The organism is Aquimarina litoralis (genome assembly GCF_039523995.1).
GTDB lineage: Bacteria > Bacteroidota > Bacteroidia > Flavobacteriales > Flavobacteriaceae > Aquimarina > Aquimarina litoralis.
In genome coordinates this window covers 489,432-508,428 of record NZ_BAAAGE010000003.1, presented here as the reverse complement: position 1 = coordinate 508,428, position 18,997 = coordinate 489,432, and the positions used below count along the sequence as shown (strand labels likewise).

Below are 18,997 nucleotides of genomic sequence, written 5' to 3'. Positions count from 1 at the left end.
TTTACAAAAAAGCTTTGGAAATACTTATACTATCTAAAAGTGTTTCTAAATATTTAGCTTATGATTTAGCTCCCTTAGAAAAAAACGGTAATGAAAATCCATTTATTTACTTTACAGGTGATATCGTAAAAGATTCTGATTCTTTGGTTCCTAGAATTATGGATGTTGAAAATCAAGTTTTTCAGGATGATCGTCTAAAACATGCAAACCTTTTAGAAAACCTAACGAACAAACTATACAAAAACTGTGAACGACTGGAACGTTCTCATAGTAATGGAAAGGACTTTGTTAGACTTTTAAGAAAAGAAGTAAAGAAATTCAAAAAGTTGCAGCGTCATTGGATGATGACCCTATAATTTCTAATCCTCACTTTTTTGGATAAATCAATCCTCTGATTTTATCCGCTAATTCCTTTTGCTTCGTATTAGATTGGTATAAATTTGGATTATTCATAGAATACGCAACTGCAAAAATCTGAAATCTCAATCTCTCTAACATTTTTTTCATTTCTGGATCATCATCCTCGTCTAACTTTTTTAGTTTCCCTAATTCTTTTTCCCACCAAGAGAATTCTATGTTATTTGGATTTTTATAACCCTCAAAAAGACGTGTCGTAAACTTTTTCGTTAAGGTAGTTTCCTTATCAAATGCTTTGGATACTGATTTGAGTTTATTTTTGTACGCTTTACTTTTATGAATTGCTTTTAGTTTGTTCGAAACGCTATCTAAATTGTAAAATGAGTTAAAGGTAATCAGTGCTCGTTCATAATTTTCAATAGCATATAATAAATCTCCTTTTTTTTCGAATTCCTGAGCCTCTCTGTATATCTTTTGATAGCTTTTATAAATTTCGGGAGCTTCTTTTTTCTTTATTCCTTTTAAATGTGCCTGAATTTCTAACCAATCAAATGCCCTGAGAATTTGATTTGAAGGTGTCCAACTATGATTCCCATCATAGGTAATTAATGTGTTAGAGAAATTTAACTGCAATAAATATCCTTTTGCTCTTATCATTTCCTGATAGTTCATATCTCGATCTCCACAAACACCGGCATACGAAAAATTTTGAGTACTAGGTAAATGTGAAGGTTCCAATGAAAAACCCGCACCACATCCCACTACACCAGCTACTTGATTCGTTAATACAGCAATGGCAGAAGCTAAACGGGAACCTCCAGAAAATCCTGATAAGTACATTTCATTTTTCTTGATCTTAAAATTAGCAAATACGAAATCAAACAAACGATTGGTAATATCAAAATTTCTATCATACGGACCGTTTCTAGTATGATTAGAACAAACCAAGATATATCCATAATTTTCTGCAGCTTCAATAAAAGGTTGAATACCTCTTTTTCCTTCTGCTCCTGGATCAAAAATAAAAACAATCGGAGATTCTTTGGTTGCATCAAATGAATTCGGCAAATACAGCGTAAACGTTTCTTGTGTTTTTCCTGAAACCAAAACAGAATCTATCACTTTCCCAGTTTCATAATTTTGTGCGAAGCAATTTACGTTTACCAATAACAACGATATTAATATGATCCATCTAAACATTACTTATACCTTTTTCCATGTTTTATAATCACATCTACATCCTGAAGCAAACTTACATGTCTTAACACATCTCCTTTTACAGCAATGATATCAGCATACTTTCCTTCGGTAATCGTTCCTACCTTGTCGGAAACTCCCATCCAAACAGATGGCCAATAGGTAGCTGCTTTAATAGCATACATGGGATCAATTCCAAATTCGTTTACCCACACATCTAATTCATTCCAAGTAGATTGGCTATGAAATTTCATAGGAATTCCACTATCAGTTCCAATCATTAATACCACACCCGCATCCATTAATTGTTTAATTTTGGTTTCTAGGGTAGGCTTTCTTAATGGTGTTAATTGAAAATAAGGTAGGCGATCTTTATGTTTAAAGCTACTTTTTATATCTGCAATTATAGTATCGTGTAACCCTCTGTGCCATGAATCATTATCTAAGTGTTCCCCATGATCTCGTACATATTCATAATTGTATAATCCTTCTACCGTAGGACACCAAAAGAGCGGTCCCAAATTCATTTGCGCTGTGCGTTCTCTTATAGCATTCATAACATCATCCGGATATCTTGGGGCTGATGACAAACCTGTATGTTCGAAACAATCTGCACCCATTTTAAGTCCGGTTTTTATTTCATCAGGACGATGTCCATGCGCTACTACTTTTAACTTATACTTATGTGCTGTATCTATGACTGCTTTGACTTCTGCGCTTGTCATTTGATCCTGATCAATTAACTTAATACAATCCACACCAGCATCTACTAGCTTTTTAATTTTCTTTTTGGCATCCTCAACTCCATTAATTCCCCATCGAAATGCTTCCGTTCCTGGATACGGCTTTTTTTGTATAAATGGTCCAGAGACATAAAGTGTTGCTCCTGGAATCTCTCCTTTATTTATGCGATCCCTAACAGATAAACTTTCCTTTAGCGGACCTCCCAAATCTCTGGCGCTTGTTACGCCTGCCATTAATAATTGCTCAGCAGATGCTGGCATAATTACATCTTCTAATAATGGTGGATACGTTTTGTCCCAATAGGTATAATCCGCATGACCATTAATCATTGTATGTACATGCATATCCCACAATCCCGGTAAAACAGACATTCCTTCGGTAGAAATGACTTCTGTTCCTTTTGGCACTTTTAAAGTTGCTATCGTACCTATTTCCTTAATCTTATCTCCTTCAATAAGAATGACACTATTTTTAATTGGAGTGGCTCCAAAACCATCTATTAATGTTCCGCCAACTAGTGCTTTTAACGATTTTTGTTGCCCAAAAGTGCTACTACAAATAAAAAATATCAGAAGTAATTTTTTCATGATGAGTTGTGTTTCTTTAAAGATAAAAAACTATAAGAAAAGAAAAATCCCGTTATAAAACGGGATTTTAACTTATTTTCACTTAATAAGGTATAGATCCCAAAACAAGTTTGGGGTAAGCGACCTCTAAGCTTTTGCGAAAGCAAAAGCAAGAGTCTGCTTACATATTTCTTCGATACTGTCCTCCCACTTCGAATAAGGCAGAAGTAATTTGACCTAAAGAACATTTCTTACAAACCTCCATAAGCGCTTCAAATATGTTTTGATTATTCACCGCTTTATGTTGTAAGTCTTTTAGCAGTTCTGCGGTATCAGTTGTATTGCCTTTATGTAATTCATTAAGCATCGTAATTTGATACTGTTTTTCTTCTTCGGTAGCTCTAATTACTTCTCCTGGAGTTACCGTAGGAGAACCTTTAGAACTTAAAAAGGTATTCACACCGATAATTGGGAATTCTCCTGTATGTTTTAAAGTTTCATAATACAAGCTTTCTTCTTGTATCTTACTGCGCTGATACATGGTTTCCATGGCTCCTAAAACACCACCTCTTTCTGTTATTCTATCGAATTCTGTAAGCACAGCTTCTTCTACCAAATCTGTTAGTTCTTCGATAATAAAAGATCCTTGAATCGGATTTTCATTCTTAGCTAACCCTAATTCTTTATTGATGATCAGCTGTATGGCCATGGCTCTTCGTACCGATTCCTCTGTAGGTGTTGTGATAGCCTCATCATATGCATTGGTATGCAATGAGTTACAATTATCATAAATGGCATATAACGCCTGCAACGTAGTACGAATATCATTAAAATCAATTTCCTGAGCATGCAATGATCGCCCAGAAGTTTGGATATGATATTTAAGCATCTGTGCTCTAGAATTAGCTCCATATTTATGCTTCAGTGCTTTTGCCCAAATCTTACGGGCTACTCTTCCAATAACCGCATACTCTGGATCAATTCCATTAGAGAAAAAGAAAGATAAATTTGGTCCAAATTTATTGATATCCATTCCTCTACTTAGATAGTATTCTACATATGTAAATCCATTCGCTAATGTTAAAGCTAATTGTGTAATTGGATTTGCTCCTGCTTCTGCAATATGATATCCGGATATAGAAACAGAATAGAAGTTACGTACTTGTTTGTCGATAAAATATTCCTGTACGTCTCCCATCAGTCGTAAAGCAAATTCTGTAGAAAAAATACACGTATTTTGTGCTTGATCTTCTTTTAAAATATCCGCTTGTACTGTACCACGAACCGTATTTAAGGTAGTTGCTTTAATTTCTTGATAGACATCTGCAGGTAACACCTGATCTCCAGTAACACCTAATAACATTAGTCCTAATCCATCATTTCCTTCCGGAAGATCACCTTGGTAAGCAGGTCTTTCTACGCCTTTGTCCTTGTATATTTTCTTAATCTTTGCTTCTACCTCAGCTTCAAGATTATTTTCTTTGATATATTTTTCACAATTCTGATCAATTGCAGCATTCATAAAGAATCCTAACAACATTGGAGCTGGTCCATTAATCGTCATGCTTACAGAAGTCATCGCATGCGTAAGATCAAAACCAGAATATAGTTTCTTAGCATCATCCAAGCAACAGATAGAAACTCCGGCATTACCAATCTTACCATAGATATCAGGTCTATGATCAGGATCGTTTCCGTAAAGCGTAACCGAATCGAAAGCTGTTGACAAACGTTTTGCTGGCATTCCCAAACTCACATAATGAAAACGTCTATTGGTTCGTTCTGGTCCTCCTTCTCCAGCAAACATACGTGTTGGATCTTCTCCAGTACGTTTAAACGGATATAAACCAGAAGCAAAAGGAAATTCTCCTGGAACGTTTTCTTGCAAACACCATTTTAGAATATCTCCCCAAGCTTGATACTTTGGCAAAGCCACCTTTGGAATCTGACTATGCGATAGGGATTCTGTATGTGTTTCGATCTTTATTTCCTTATCTCTAACTTTAAAAGTATAAATAGGATCTTTATATTTTTGAACTTTAGCTGCCCAACCAATAATGGTTTCCCAATTATGAGGATCAAGATTTAGCTTTACTCTATCAAACTCTGCCAATAATAATTTTAAGAAATCTTCATTATCCTCGTTTTTTGCCTTTCTTAATATCTCATCATCAATACCATTTTTGGACAGGTCTATAAAATCTAGATTTACAACGCTACAAATCGTCTTATAAATACCATATAACTTTTGCGCTACTTCTACCTGAGTGCTTACCGTTTTGTCATAGGCTCTATTATTTTCTGAAATCTCAGACAGGTAACGTGTTCTACTTGGCGGAATAACAAAAATCTTTTCGGACATTTCCTTAGAAATATGAAAATCCGATTGTAGATCTGCACCAGTTTTCTCCACTACCTTATCCATGATTGCCTTGTATAAGGTATTCATTCCAGGGTCATTGAACTGAGAGGCAATAGTTCCGTATACTGGTAAATCATCTTGTGGAACATCCCACAACTGATGATTACGCATATATTGTTTTTTTACGTCTCTTAATGCATCTAAAGAACCTCTTTTATCAAACTTGTTAATAGCTACAAGATCTGCAAAATCAAGCATGTCGATTTTTTCTAACTGTGTAGCAGCTCCGAACTCTGGCGTCATTACGTATAAAGAAGTATCACTATGCTCTAGAATTTCGGTATCAGATTGTCCAATCCCTGAGGTTTCTAATATGATCAAATCAAACTCAGAAGCTTTTAAAACTTCAATAGCTTCTGCTACATATTTTGATAATGCAAGATTGGATTGTCGTGTGGCTAATGAACGCATATATACTCTTGGAGAGCTAATTGCATTCATACGAATTCGATCTCCTAATAAAGCTCCACCGGTTTTTCTTTTCGAAGGATCTACAGAAATAAGTCCAATGGTTTTATTCGGAAAATCAATTAAAAAACGACGAACTAGCTCATCCACCAGAGAAGATTTTCCTGCTCCACCAGTTCCAGTAATACCAAGAACTGGGGTTTTGGATGTTTTATTTTTCTCGTGTATTTGATCTAAAGTCTTTTTAGCGATTTCAGGAAAATTTTCTGCAGAAGAAATTACTCGAGCAATAGCTCCAATCTCTTTATCTACAAGATGATCTGCTTCTCCATTAAGACTATCTCCAATAGGAAAATCAGATTGCTGTACCAAATCATTAATCATACCTTGCAATCCTAACTCACGACCATCATCTGGAGAATAAATACGTGTGATTCCGTACTCCATCAAATCCTTAATTTCTTCCGGTAGGATCACTCCTCCTCCTCCTCCAAATATTTTGATATGAGATGCTCCTTTTTCTTTTAGCAAATCATACATATATTTAAAGTATTCGTTATGACCTCCCTGATAGGAAGTCATCGCAATCGCATTAGCATCTTCCTGTATTGCGCAGTTCACTACTTCCTCTACACTTCTATCATGACCTAAATGAATTACTTCAACTCCTGTGGATTGAATAATTCTACGCATAATATTTATAGCGGCATCATGACCATCAAAAAGAGATGCTGCAGTTACAATTCTAACTTTATTCTTTGGTTTATAAGGTGCAATTTGTTCCATTGATAATAAAAAGGATTTTTAGCGCTGCTAATTTACGAAATACGCATTGAAAACGAATATTTTTTTAGAATTATATAATTTATTTAACCCTATTTGTCGTTTCATTAATTTTCATTCAAAGTTACATCTATTTATTTTTATGGATTACGACAAAAACTTATTTTAATTGATGGTAAAACTCATTAATAAAATGTTAACACTATTGTTAAAGAATTTCAAACTATATAGAGAAAGTGATATCTTCCCCGATTATTGAACAAATACTTTTTTAAAATGAAAATTTCATCATCAAAAAACAAATTAATCATCTTATCGCTCGCTTTTGCATTAGGGTTGGGGATCCAAAATGCAGATGCACAACGTAAGAAAAAGAAAAAATCAAAAAAAGGAGATACTGAACAAATTGATACTCCTAAAAAGGATTCTAAAGAAAAATCAATTGAAGATCTTACCAAAAAGAGTAAAAAAATCGAAGGTTTATTTACCGTGTATAGAGATACCATAGACGGGAGTACCCAAATGCTGATCAAAAAAGATCAGATTGGAAAAGAATTCATTTATTTCAGTCAGATTTCTGATGGAGTTTTAGAAGCAGGTGCTTTTAGAGGATCCTACATGAATAATAAGGTTTTTAAAATTGAAAAACATTTTAATAAGATTGAATTTGTAACTCAAAATGCGTCTTTCTATTTTGATGAGAGCAGTGCTTTATCAAAAGCCTCCAACGCTAATATTAGTGAAGGAATTATGGCTAGTTTAAAAATTGAAGCGCAGGATGATGAAAAAGGTTTTTATCTTATAAAATCGGACAACCTTTTCCTTAAAGAAACTTTTGAGCAGATTAAAATGCCTAATTTTCCGGGACAATCTCCTTTCTCATTTAAAGTAGGTTCTCTTAGTAAGGAAAAAACCAAAATCAAAACGATTAAAAACTACCCAGAGAATTTAAATATCAACACTCATTATGTTTATTCTAAACCGAATGTTCTTAATGGAGGATCTTCTGCAGTGACTGACGGTAGAAACGTAACTATTAAGGTAGAGCATAGCTTAATAGCTATGCCAGAAAATGATTATGAACCACGGTTTGACGATCCAAGAATAGGGTATTTCTTTACACAAGTAACTGATATGACCTCTGCAAGTGCGACGCCGTACAGAGATCTTATACATCGTTGGAGTCTTGTAAAAAAAGACCCTAACCTTGCACTTTCAGAGCCAGTAACACCGATTACTTGGTGGATAGAAAACACAACTCCTGTAGAGTTTAGAGAAACGATTAAAGAAGCTGTTTTAGAATGGAATCATTCTTTTGAAAAGGCTGGTTTTAAAAATGCTATGGTCGTTAAAGTACAGCCAGATGATGCAGATTGGGATGCTGGAGATATAAGATACAATGTTCTTAGATGGACTTCTTCACCAAGACCTCCTTTTGGAGGTTACGGACCTAGTTTCGTTAATCCAAGAACTGGTGAAATCTTAGGAGCAGATATCATGCTCGAATATGTTTATCATACCAATCGTGTCATGTATGATCGTCTTTTTAACCTATCTGCTAGCAGTTATTCGGAAGAAGAAAATTATCCAACCATGGTAAAGAATAAACATATGTATTGTTCTTACGGACATGTAATGCAGGAAAATTCATTATTTGGTCAAGCAGCACTAACTGCTTTTGGTGCTAGTGACAATGAAATGGAAGGTATGAAGAAGGAGGCAATGAAAGAGCTTATCATGCATGAAGTAGGACATACTTTAGGCTTAAATCATAATATGAAAGCTAGTCAGTTATTTTCTCCGGAAGAACTTAGTAATCCAGAATTGATAAAAGGAAAGTGTCTTACTGGATCAGTAATGGACTACACTGCCATAAATGTTACCAATGATCCTACAAAACAAGGTGCATATTTTTCTACCACCGTTGGACCTTATGACGATTGGGCGATTCAATTCGGATATACTCCAGTAACATCTCAGAATGAATTAGAAAAAATAGCAAGTCAATCACATAGACCAGAACTAATTTTTGGTAATGATGCCGATGATATGCGTTCTCCAGGTAAGGCTATTGATCCAAGGGTGATGATTGGAGATATGTCTAATGATCAAATTACTTATTCTATTAACCGAATAGAATTAGTGAATGAAATGATGAATAAAATTAAACTGAAATTTAGTAGAAAAGGAGCTTCCTATCAAGAACTGCGTCAAGCATTTTACATCCTAAGAGGTCAATATGCTAGTGCTGGAAATGTCATTTCTAGATTTATTGGAGGTGTATATGTTGATAGAAGTATGGTTGGTCAAGATCCAAATGCTAAACCGTTTACTCCTGTAAGTTATGAAGATCAGAAAAGAGCAATGAATGCGCTGAAAAAACATGTCTTTGCTCCTGATGCTTATAGTGCTCCTAATGATCTATATAATTATATCGCAATGCAACGAAGAGGATATAACTTTTTCGGTGGCCCAGAAGATCCTAAAATTCATGATCTTACACTTGGTCTTCAGAAAAGAGTTTTAGATCATATTCTGCACCCAAATACTTTACAACGTATCACAGATTCAGAATTATACGGAAATAAGTATGTTTTATCTGAGTATATGACAGATTTAAACAATGCTATTTTCCAGGTAGATGCTGCAGGATCAATTAATACATTTAGACAAAACCTGCAGTTAGAATATACTAAAAGACTTATCAATATTATTGCGTCCAATACACCTAGAGGCCCAAAGTACACATACGCATCTAAATCTATGGCCTTATACAACTTAAAAAGAATTCGATCAATGATTTCTAATGGATCTGGAGATAAGTTATCAAAAGCGCATAAAGATCATTTAAGAACTTTAATTAACAATGTAGTAGAAGACATAAAATAAACTTCTATATCTTAATAATTTAAAAAGGCTGATTAGATAAATTAGCCTTTTTTATTACCAATAATTCAGAAAAAACAGTAATATATTTTAAAATATCTAAAAAGGTTTTACTCATTTTAAATTTGTAGGAGATTATTACAAATTTCACCTACTAAATAGTATGTTTATATCTTGAATAAACTTAAACCAATCTGCCACATTTAAAACAAATGAAAAAAACCACCCTACTTATTCACTGTTTAGACAAAAAAGGAATCATTGCCACAGTCACCAATTTTATTTTAGCAAAAAAAGGAAACACTGTCTACATAGAGCAACATGTAGATAGAGAGTTAGGTGAGTTTTTCATGAGGTTAGAATGTGAATTTGACCAAGATGAAGAAAAGTTAGCATTATTCAAAGAATCATTTAATAAAGTGGTTGCTGATAATTATAACATGCATTGGGAAATGTATAACGCAGAAAAAAAGCCTAAAATGGCTCTTTTTGTTTCTAAATATGACCACTGTTTGTATGATATTTTGAGTAGACATGCTTCTGGAGAGCTTAAAGTAAAAATACCCATTATCATTAGTAATCATCTTGATCTAAAACCAATTGCTGATAGTTTTAAAATTCCATTTAAGCATATTCCTGTTAATAAAACAAATAAAGCTGAAGCCGAAGCCGAACAATTGGCATTACTTAAAGAGCATAAAGTAGATTTCATTGTTTTAGCGAGATATATGCAAATACTTTCAGAAAACTTTGTAAATCAATTTACGAATAGGATTATAAATATCCACCATTCTTTTTTACCAGCATTTCCAGGAGCCAAACCCTATCATTCTGCTTATGAACGTGGTGTAAAAATTATTGGCGCTACTAGCCATTATGTCACTTCAGATCTGGATGAAGGTCCTATTATCGAGCAGGAAGTAGTTCGTGTATCACACATCCATAATGTTCAGGATTTTATTCTAAAAGGTAGAGATCTGGAAAAAATAGTTCTATCACGAGCTATCAAACACCATATAGAAAGAAAAGTATTGGTTTATAATAACAAAACAGTCATTTTCTCATAAACCGAATACATCTCCTGTATTAGCAAAACGATATCCTTCTTCTTCTAACTTTTTTCTATCCTTATTTTCTGGATTTATTAGAAGGTTAGAGTGATTAAAATGAATAAATATAATTTTTGATTTTATTTCTTCAACCTCATTATTGAACAACTCTATGGTTTCTTGGATAAATGGATGAGGAACCTCGGACATAGGTCTCGGAATTTCTCCATCCTTGTAAAAAGTAGCATCCAAAAACGCATAGTCCACCTTTTTCACCTCATCCACAATATTATTTTCCCAAAGAGACCATTTATTGATATCTGGAATAAATAATGCCGTCTTTGTTGGACCCGATATTTTATACCCTACCGTTTCAGAAAATTCATCTCTATGAGGTACTGTAAATGGAGTGACATTAATCTCATTTGTAACCTTCAAAGGTTCCCTATCCTTCAAAGCCTGTATTCTAATATTATCTAATGTTACCAATTGAGACCACGGCCCATTTGATTCTAAAAAAGATTTCATTTTAGGCATAGCAAAAACATTAATATCTTTTGCTCCCATTGCTTCTCTACCGAAATACATAAGACCTGTATAATGTCCGATATGCGCATGCGTAAGAAATACACCATTAATAATAGGATCTTGATCTAGAAAATGTGCATCTAATATTGCCAATTGTTCTGGCAGATCAGGAGTTGCCTCGATCAAAAACTTTTTCTTCGCTTCCTTATCGATTATCCCTAAAGAAACTACCAATTCCTTTTTAATTGAACCTGAAGTTACAGCTTCAAATTCATTAGTATTATTAATATGCGGATATCCTCCATCTTGTGCGATTCCTAATACAGTGATATATTGTAGAGCGTCATTATATCGCGAAGATGTTCCTTTTGTCGAATCTTCTTTATTTTTACAAGAAATAATCAGAAGAGATAGAGCGAAAAAAATTAACTTTGAATTCATAATAAAGGATATCTGCTCAAATCTAACAATAATATAAGAAATGATTAATGACATTTAATTTGTCCAGAAAAGAAACTCTTCCTTTGATTAAAAAAACCTAAATACAAAACAGATGAAAAGATTTTTGCTAGTACTCGTTATATTTCAATTTACCAGTTGCGCAGAATTGCAGCAAGTAATAGAAAGCCTTCCGCAAGAAACCACAGGAGGTATTGGCCTGAGTAATGTTGATATCGGAAATGGTTTAAGACAAGCGTTAGATAAAGGGATCGACAAACAAGTAACAAAACTTACGCAAAAAGATGGTTTTTTCAGAAATGAATTGGTAAAGATTGTATTACCTGATGAGCTAAAAAAAGTGGACAAATCATTAAGAGATATTGGTTTAGACAATTTAGCCGATGAAGGTTTAAAAGTATTAAATAGAGCTGCAGAAGATGCAGTAAAAGAAGCTACTCCTATTTTTGTAAATGCCGTAAAGCAAATTACATTTAATGATGCTAAACAAATTTTACTTGGTAATCAGGATGCTGCTACTCAATATCTTAAAGGAACTACAAAAACTGCCTTATATTCAAAATTTAATCCTGTCATAAAAAGTTCACTCTCTAAAGTAGGTGCGGATAGAGTTTGGTCTAATATTATTAATAAGTATAACAGTATTCCATTTAAGAACAAGGTAAACCCAGATCTTACAGATTACGTGACAGGTGAAGCATTAAACGGTGTTTATACCATGATTGCTGTAGAAGAAGGTGAGATTAGGACTAAACTGAGCTCCAGAACAACCGATTTACTTAGAAAAGTTTTTGCGCTTCAGGATGGTAAATAAAATATAGAAAGAATAACCTTACATTTAGTACACTTTATCTAACCTTGTATGGTTTTCAACGATTTTTGAAATTTTTCACAAAAATTCAGCTTTTTATTTAATTTATAGATTTAATAACAAATAATAATATTTTTTTATAAGAATACGGAAACCCTTCTCTTGAAGTGTTTTAAGTATTCTCAAAACTTAACCATCATTTTTAAGGCATAACCACGTTGTAAGACTTTTTTTATTGAGAGATTAATTTAATTTCGCCTCCGATTTTAAAATGCCCTCAATGAAAAACTTAATCAAGCTTAGCATAGCTATAGCTATGTTCGTGTGCTCTGGACTTATTCAGGCCCAAGAGAAAACAGTGACCGGAATGGTTACAGACCCTTCAGGAATTCCACTTCCCGGAACAAATATTTTAGTTAAGAATACCGATAATGGTGTACAAACTGATTTTGATGGTAACTACTCCATCGAAGCTAATATAGGTGATATACTTATTTTTTCTTATGTAGGTTTCGAAACTCAAGAAATTATAATCACCTCGTCTTTAGCAATCAATGTAACACTCAAAGATAACGTTGAAGGACTTGATCAGGTTGTAATAATCGGATATGGAAGCTCCTCTAAAAAACAAATCACAACGAGTGTAGCGAGTATAAAAGCTGATGGAATAGCTGATATTAATACTCCAAGTGTCCAATCGTTGATGACCAGTAAGGTTACTGGTGTTCAAATTACACAACTCTCTGGAAGAGTTGAATCGGGAATAAAAGTAAGAGTTAGGGGTGTCTCTACAGTAGGTGCGTCTCAAGAGCCATTGTATGTTTTGGACGGAGTACCCTTAATTAATGATGATGAGTCAATCAACAATTCTCCGATCAATCCGTTAATTGGTCTTAATCCAAATGATATTGAATCTATAGACTTCCTTAAAGATGCATCATCAGCCGCCATATATGGAGCTAGAGGAACCAATGGAGTTATTATTATTACTACCAAAAAAGGGAAAGCAGAAAAGACTAAAGTTACTCTAAACACTGCTTCTGGATGGAACTTTGCGACCAACAAAAGAGAATACTTAAATGCAGAGCAGTATGTTGATTTCTACACAGAAGCTGCATTGAATAGTGGACTTTCATTAAGCGAAATTGAAAGTAGATTTGATCAATTATCTTTAGGAAGAGATTGGAGAAATAACGAAGTAGACACCGATTGGCAAGACCTAGCATTGGTAGAAGGTATTACTCAGGATATAGATCTATCCGCTTCTGGAGGAACTAAAAGCCTAACCTATTTTGTTTCTACTTCATACAACAAAACAGAAGGAATCATCCTTGGAAATGAACTAGATAGATATACTTTAAGAGCTAAAGTTGATGCAGATATTACTGCAAAATCAAAAATTGGAGTTAATGTAAATCTCTCAAAAGTAACAATTGATCGTCTATCTAATGACAATGCCTTTATATCTCCACTCCAATCCATTGCACAATCACCCCTTACACCTGCCCTTTTGGAAGATGGAACAGCGAATGTAGATGGTAATTCTACTTTATTTCAAAATTTCTTAGGACAGGAGCAAACCGGAAGATTTGTCACCAATATTTGGAGAACCACAGCAAATATGTACGGCGATTTCTATATCAATGATTATTTAAGATTTAAATCAGAAGTTGGTTATGATTCTAACAATCAAAATGCCGAAAGATTCTCAGGGAGTTTAACTGAGTTCGCTTCTGCAGGAGGTGTTGGTACCGTAAGTAATGCTATCACAGAAAGGTATATTCTAACAAATTACCTAACCTACAAACGTAATCTTGGTGATGCTGTGGATTTTTCTGCAACACTTGGAGGGAGTTTTGAAGAAACTAATCGAAGAAGTCAATTCTCAATAGGACAAGGCTTTCCGTCAGACGATTTACAAACTTTAGATAATGCTGTTTTAATAACGAATGGCGGATCGAACAAAACCAAATATAACTTTCTATCCTATTTTGCAAGATCCCGTTTTTCTATCGCCGAAAAATATCTTTTAAACTTAAGTATACGTCGAGACGGTTCCTCTAGATTTGGCCAAGATTCACAATTCGGATGGTTTCCTGCAGCCTCTGCCGCATGGATAGTTAGTAATGAAAGGTTTTTAAATAGCTCTTACTTCTTAAGCAATTTAAAATTAAGAGGAAGTTGGGGTATTACCGGAAATGCAGAGATCGGAGATTTTGCAAGCAAAGATCTTTTTGGTGTTACCACGTATAACGAAAGACTTGGTGTATCCCCTATACAGATAGGAGACGATGAATTACGTTGGGAAAAAACAACTCAATATGATTTAGGTGTTGATTTTGGTTTGTTTAATAATCTTATTTCTGGAGAATTTGATTATTACAATAAAACTACTAATGATTTATTATTCAACCAACCAATACCAGGTACTTCTGGTTTTACTTCTACTGTTAGAAATATTGGAGAAATAGTAAATAAAGGAATTGAAGTTAGTCTTAATGCAAGAATTATTTCTAAACCATCAATTACTTGGAATATAGGCACACTCTTTACCAAAAATACAAATGAAGTTACTAATCTCCCAAGTGGAGATATTATAGATGGAGTTAATATTATCCGAGAAGGAGAAACTTTATCTTCATTCTATCTTTACGAATATGCTGGAGTAGATCCTGCTAACGGAGATGCATTATTTTACACAAACACCTTAAATGCAGATGGATCACTGGATAAATCAACAACCAATAATCTATCAAATGCCAACAGGATAGTAACTGGCAATCCTTTTCCAGAATATCAAGTTGGCCTTACAAACACCTTAAAAGTTAATGGATTTGATTTTCAATTTACCTTCCAAGGTGAGTTTGGAGCGTCCATCTTCGATCAAGCTGGTAAATTCTCGTCTGGAAATGGTAAATTCTTTGACAACCAAACTATAGATCAATTAGACAGATGGCAAAATCCTGGTGATATTACGGATGTTCCACAAGCCAGACTAAATCAAGATAATGGACAAGCAGATTCTACTCGTTATCTCCAAGAAGCTGATTTTATTAGACTAAGAAATATTACCTTAGGATACACTATCAATCCGATCTTCTCCAAAAAATTCTTTTTGGAAAAAGTAAGATTCTATTTTAGTGGTCTTAATCTATTTACTATTACAGATTATGATGGATATGATCCTGAATCAACAGCAGATTTTAATGGAAATTCTGGAGTAAGAACTGGTATTTCCTTCTACTCTGCTCCACCTGCAAAAACATACTCGTTAGGTGTTAGCATAGAGTTTTAACAAGTGATTAAAACCTATTATTATAACCAAAAAGTTAAGAAAGAAATGAAACGATATATAAAAACCATATTCATCCTAACTATAATTTTCGCTAACATTAGTTGCGAGAACAGACTGGATACAGAACCTGAGCAATCACTAACATCAGAAAATGCCTTTGACACTCCCGAGAAAGTAATAAACATACTAATCGGGACCTATGCCCAGGCAGGACAAGGTGCAAGTTATGGTGGCCAATTATACACTATTGCCGAATTACTTGTCAATGATCAAGAATTAAAATGGAATGGTACTTTTACCGATCCTAGTGAATTTAACAACAAAGCCATAAACACTAACAACACTTTCGTAACTAATTTATGGTTAAATGGATATGATATTAGCAACCAAGCAAATATTGTGTTGGATAATTTAGATGTTTTTGAGAATCTGGATAGAAAGAATTCTGTTGAAGGCCAAGCTAAATTCTTAAGAGCAGTTACCTATTTTGATTTACTTCGTTTTTTCTCTAAGCACAATAACAATAGCATTAATAATGATGAGCCAGGTGTTCCAATTATGAGAGAACCTGTTCTCCAACTTGAAGATATTACTTACCCATCTAGAAATACAATTGGAGAAGTATATGATTTTATTATAAACGATCTAGAAGACGCTATCGTATTATTACCAGAGACTAACGGTGTGTTCGCTTCTTCACTTGCTGCCAAATCATTGTTAGCTAGAATATATTTACAAATTGGCAATTATGAAAAAGCAAGAGACCTGTCCAATGAAGTAATTCAATCAGGACGCTATGTACTTACTGAAAATCTTAATGATGCATATAACAATGATGATAATTCTACCGAAGATATTTTTGCTTGGCAGGTGACTGATTCTGATGGCACAAATAGTATGAATACATTTTGGGCAACTGATAGATTTGGAGGAAGACCAGGAAATCCCGATATCTCCATAGAAGATGCTTTTTTTAGAATCTTTGATGATTTTAATGATGCAAGAGCTGGTTATTTTTATATTGATTCGGAGACTGGATCTGGGATAGCTTCCTTTAAATGGATATTTGGAAATTCGAACATTCCGTTTATTAGATTACCAGAAATGTATTTAATCAGAGCTGAGTCTAATTTTATTCTTAACACAACAATCGGGGCAACTCCACTAAACGACGTAAATATTGTAAGAAATCGATCAAATGCATTCATATTACCTGATGTTACTTATGTCGACATTATTTTGGAAAGATTACGTGAATTGTCTTTTGAAGGTCACAAACTACACGATTTTAAAAGATTAGAAATTTCTGTTGGAGAGATACCTTTCGATGATAATCGATTGGTATTACCTATACCACAAAGAGAAATAAACATTAATCCTAATTTAGAGCAAAACGACGGGTATTAGTATAATTTATTTGATTAGCCATAAAAAAAGGATCGTGTAATTTTATTTGCTCGATCCTTTTTTTAGTATTGTATTAAATAAACTTAACTTAGTCTTAAGAATCATTTTTGTTTAGAGCTAATATTTTTGCATTAAAAGTAAAGGAAAGAAAAATGTTTTATTGGTCTAAGGATAAATCTGATCTCGAAAAATTACAAAAACGCTATTGTCGTTTAATGAAAAGCTCCTATATCGTTGCCTTAAAAGATAAAGAAAAGAGTGATAACTTAAATGAGGAGGCAAATAAGCTTTTGATAGAAATCAAAAAATTAGACCATCAACAATCTTAATTACTTATCTCCTATTTACTAAATTGATGTAAAAAGGCTAAGGATTCTTCATTAAAAACCTCGGGTTGTTCTACGTTTACTACATGACCCGAATCTTTTACCACAAAAAGATTAGAAAATTGGTGCATCGAAACGACTTTCTTTATAGATGGCAGAAATAAATAGTCTTCTTCTCCCATTACATATAAGGTAGGTATTTTAATGTCTTTAGATCTAAAGAATCTTAGTAAAGGATTAATTTCTGAAGTTAATCTAAACCAACGAACAAATTCTTTCTGATATAGTTTTTTAGCCTCATTTACGAAAAGAACTCTTGATTCTTTATGGTTCTTTTTGGGCATGATAATAAAAGCAAAAAACTTATATAAGAACATATAAGGAACTACCGATTTAAAAACAATTCCAAGCTTCATTAATACCTGTGATCTGAAGTTGAGTTTCATAATCGCTCCACCCATAATCATACTTTCTACACGATCAGGATGTTTTTCGGCTAGATTTCTAATTAATATAGTACCTAAAGATATTCCAATAAAATGTGATGATTTAATTTCTTCCTTATTAATTACCTCTACAATATCATCGGTAATAGAATCGAAAGTATATTTAGAATTAAACGCATCTTTAATAGCAGGTTTGGAATTACCATGACCTCTTAGATCCAAAAGCAATACATTATAGTGCTTTCTAAATTCTCTAACTTGTTTATACCATATAGAAGAACTTCCTCCTGCTCCATGAACAAAGGTTACCCATTTAGGGTTCGTATTATGGCGATATATAGAATAATTGAGCATATACTAACTGACGACGTAAAGATAAGTACTTATTAGTCACTATTTGCAGAGTATTAACAGTATTTAATGGATTGTTCAAGAATTATTGATCAATGAAGGCTTTTAAAATACTTAAAAGCCGAGGTAAGTCTTGATCCATACCACGAAAAATATTCTCCATCTACCAATACAACTTTGGCATCTGGTATCATTTTTTCCACTTCTTGTTTATGATTTTCAGAAAAAGGAAAAGGTTCTGATGATAATAAAATCAAATCAATATTTTTTAAAGACGTTAATTCCTCTTCTGATATTTCAGGATATCTTTCTTCGTTTCCATAGAAATTGACAAATTCATTCAACTCTAGTAAATGATGAATAAATGTTCCTTTTCCAGCTACCATCCAAGGTTTTCTCCAAATAAAATAAGCAACTTTTTTCTGCGGTTTGTACTTGATAAATTCTAAAAAATCCTTTTGTTCTTCAAGAATCTTAGAAACTAAATGCTTAGCTGCTTCTTGAGTATTAAAGATATTCCCGTATTGATAAATTAGTTCTATCGCTTCATCCATAGTACTAATATCGGATACATGAACTGTATATTTTGTTTCTAATACCTCTACTATTTCTTTGGTATTTTCTTCTTTATTACAAAGGATAATGTCAGGATTTAATTCTTCAATTTTATCCAAATGAATCTTTTTCGTTCCTCCTACTACAAAAGTATCTTTTCTAATATGTATTGGATGCACACAGAACTTCGTAACACCTACTATACAGTCCTGTAATCCTAATGCTACCAATAGTTCGGTTTGCGAAGGAACCAAAGAAATTATTCTTTTGGGTGTATTTAATAGTTCGATATTCCTATGTAATTGATCTTTATAAATCATAACTATCTACTTAAACTTATTTCCACAAAACACAATCTTCAAAAAACCACAAACACTTAATTAACAACAGCTTAAATTAGGAATTCT

General features: G+C 33.5%; 13 protein-coding genes. 7 read left to right on the top strand and 6 right to left on the bottom strand.

The window, feature by feature from the left end; all coding sequences use genetic code 11:
* The first annotated feature begins 14 nt into the window (after window positions 1–14).
* Window positions 15–356, top strand: a complete 342-nt coding sequence (locus ABD077_RS16585; protein WP_343913369.1) for a hypothetical protein — start codon at window positions 15–17, stop codon at window positions 354–356.
* Between the two features lie 10 nt (window positions 357–366).
* Here the strand turns inward: ABD077_RS16585 and ABD077_RS16580 are convergent, their stop codons facing one another.
* The 3 genes from ABD077_RS16580 to ABD077_RS16570 form a co-directional block, all read right to left on the bottom strand.
* Window positions 367–1,557 (bottom strand): hypothetical protein, encoded by a 1,191-nt coding sequence (locus tag ABD077_RS16580; protein ID WP_343913368.1) that lies wholly within the window; start codon window positions 1,555–1,557, stop codon window positions 367–369.
* A complete protein-coding gene (locus ABD077_RS16575) occupies window positions 1,557–2,885 on the bottom strand; it encodes an amidohydrolase family protein (protein ID WP_343913366.1) in 1,329 nt (442 codons plus the stop codon). Before ABD077_RS16575 ends, ABD077_RS16580 begins: the two co-directional genes overlap by 1 nt.
* Window positions 2,886–3,045: 160 nt before the next feature.
* Window positions 3,046–6,480, bottom strand: coding sequence for a methylmalonyl-CoA mutase family protein (locus ABD077_RS16570; protein ID WP_343913365.1), 3,435 nt, complete (start codon window positions 6,478–6,480; stop codon window positions 3,046–3,048).
* Window positions 6,481–6,753: 273 nt separating this feature from the next.
* Here ABD077_RS16570 and ABD077_RS16565 point away from each other — a divergent pair, with 273 nt between their 5' ends.
* Window positions 6,754–9,366, top strand: coding sequence for a zinc-dependent metalloprotease (locus ABD077_RS16565; RefSeq protein WP_343913364.1), 2,613 nt, complete (start codon window positions 6,754–6,756; stop codon window positions 9,364–9,366).
* Between the two features lie 209 nt (window positions 9,367–9,575).
* Window positions 9,576–10,430, top strand: coding sequence for a formyltetrahydrofolate deformylase (gene purU / locus ABD077_RS16560; RefSeq protein WP_343913363.1), 855 nt, complete (start codon window positions 9,576–9,578; stop codon window positions 10,428–10,430).
* Here the strand turns inward: purU and ABD077_RS16555 are convergent.
* Window positions 10,425–11,381 (bottom strand): MBL fold metallo-hydrolase, encoded by a 957-nt coding sequence (locus ABD077_RS16555; RefSeq protein ID WP_343913362.1) that lies wholly within the window; start codon window positions 11,379–11,381, stop codon window positions 10,425–10,427. The two genes, purU and ABD077_RS16555, sit on opposite strands and share 6 nt — an antisense overlap.
* A 112-nt stretch (window positions 11,382–11,493) precedes the next feature.
* Here ABD077_RS16555 and ABD077_RS16550 point away from each other — a divergent pair, with 112 nt between their 5' ends.
* The 4 genes from ABD077_RS16550 to ABD077_RS16535 all read left to right on the top strand — a co-directional run bounded on the left by ABD077_RS16550 (window position 11,494) and on the right by ABD077_RS16535 (window position 17,241).
* A complete protein-coding gene (locus ABD077_RS16550; RefSeq protein ID WP_343913361.1) occupies window positions 11,494–12,213 on the top strand; it encodes a DUF4197 domain-containing protein in 720 nt (239 codons plus the stop codon).
* A gap of 277 nt (window positions 12,214–12,490) precedes the next feature.
* Window positions 12,491–15,505, top strand: a complete 3,015-nt coding sequence (locus ABD077_RS16545; RefSeq protein WP_343913360.1) for a SusC/RagA family TonB-linked outer membrane protein — start codon at window positions 12,491–12,493, stop codon at window positions 15,503–15,505.
* Window positions 15,506–15,550: 45 nt separating this feature from the next.
* Complete coding sequence (locus ABD077_RS16540) at window positions 15,551–16,912, top strand: RagB/SusD family nutrient uptake outer membrane protein (RefSeq protein ID WP_343913359.1); 1,362 nt, start codon at window positions 15,551–15,553, stop codon at window positions 16,910–16,912.
* 107 nt (window positions 16,913–17,019) lie between these two features.
* On the top strand, window positions 17,020–17,241 hold the full coding sequence (locus ABD077_RS16535) for a Lacal_2735 family protein (RefSeq protein ID WP_343913358.1): 222 nt from the start codon (window positions 17,020–17,022) through the stop codon (window positions 17,239–17,241).
* An 11-nt stretch (window positions 17,242–17,252) separates the two neighbouring features.
* On the opposite strand, the gene ABD077_RS16530 is transcribed toward ABD077_RS16535, so the two are convergent.
* A complete protein-coding gene (locus ABD077_RS16530; RefSeq protein ID WP_343913357.1) occupies window positions 17,253–18,038 on the bottom strand; it encodes an alpha/beta fold hydrolase in 786 nt (261 codons plus the stop codon).
* A gap of 89 nt (window positions 18,039–18,127) precedes the next feature.
* The gene (locus ABD077_RS16525) at window positions 18,128–18,910 is read right to left on the bottom strand and encodes an ABC transporter substrate-binding protein (protein ID WP_343913356.1); all 783 of its coding nucleotides are present in this window, start codon (window positions 18,908–18,910) and stop codon (window positions 18,128–18,130) included.
* Window positions 18,911–18,997 lie beyond the last annotated feature (87 nt).

Bases quoted from the DNA above. Each gene is read 5' to 3' on its own strand.
- ABD077_RS16580 (WP_343913368.1), bottom strand. From the start codon at position 1,557: ATGTTTAGATGGATCATATTAATATCGTTGTTATTGGTAAACGTAAAT.
- ABD077_RS16575 (WP_343913366.1), bottom strand. From the start codon at position 2,885: ATGAAAAAATTACTTCTGATATTTTTTATTTGTAGTAGCACTTTTGGG.
- ABD077_RS16570 (WP_343913365.1), bottom strand. From the start codon at position 6,480: ATGGAACAAATTGCACCTTATAAACCAAAGAATAAAGTTAGAATTGTA.
- ABD077_RS16565 (WP_343913364.1), top strand. From the start codon at position 6,754: ATGAAAATTTCATCATCAAAAAACAAATTAATCATCTTATCGCTCGCT.
- purU (WP_343913363.1), top strand. From the start codon at position 9,576: ATGAAAAAAACCACCCTACTTATTCACTGTTTAGACAAAAAAGGAATC.
- ABD077_RS16555 (WP_343913362.1), bottom strand. From the start codon at position 11,381: ATGAATTCAAAGTTAATTTTTTTCGCTCTATCTCTTCTGATTATTTCT.
- ABD077_RS16550 (WP_343913361.1), top strand. From the start codon at position 11,494: ATGAAAAGATTTTTGCTAGTACTCGTTATATTTCAATTTACCAGTTGC.
- ABD077_RS16545 (WP_343913360.1), top strand. From the start codon at position 12,491: ATGAAAAACTTAATCAAGCTTAGCATAGCTATAGCTATGTTCGTGTGC.
- ABD077_RS16540 (WP_343913359.1), top strand. From the start codon at position 15,551: ATGAAACGATATATAAAAACCATATTCATCCTAACTATAATTTTCGCT.
- ABD077_RS16530 (WP_343913357.1), bottom strand. From the start codon at position 18,038: ATGCTCAATTATTCTATATATCGCCATAATACGAACCCTAAATGGGTA.
- ABD077_RS16525 (WP_343913356.1), bottom strand. From the start codon at position 18,910: ATGATTTATAAAGATCAATTACATAGGAATATCGAACTATTAAATACA.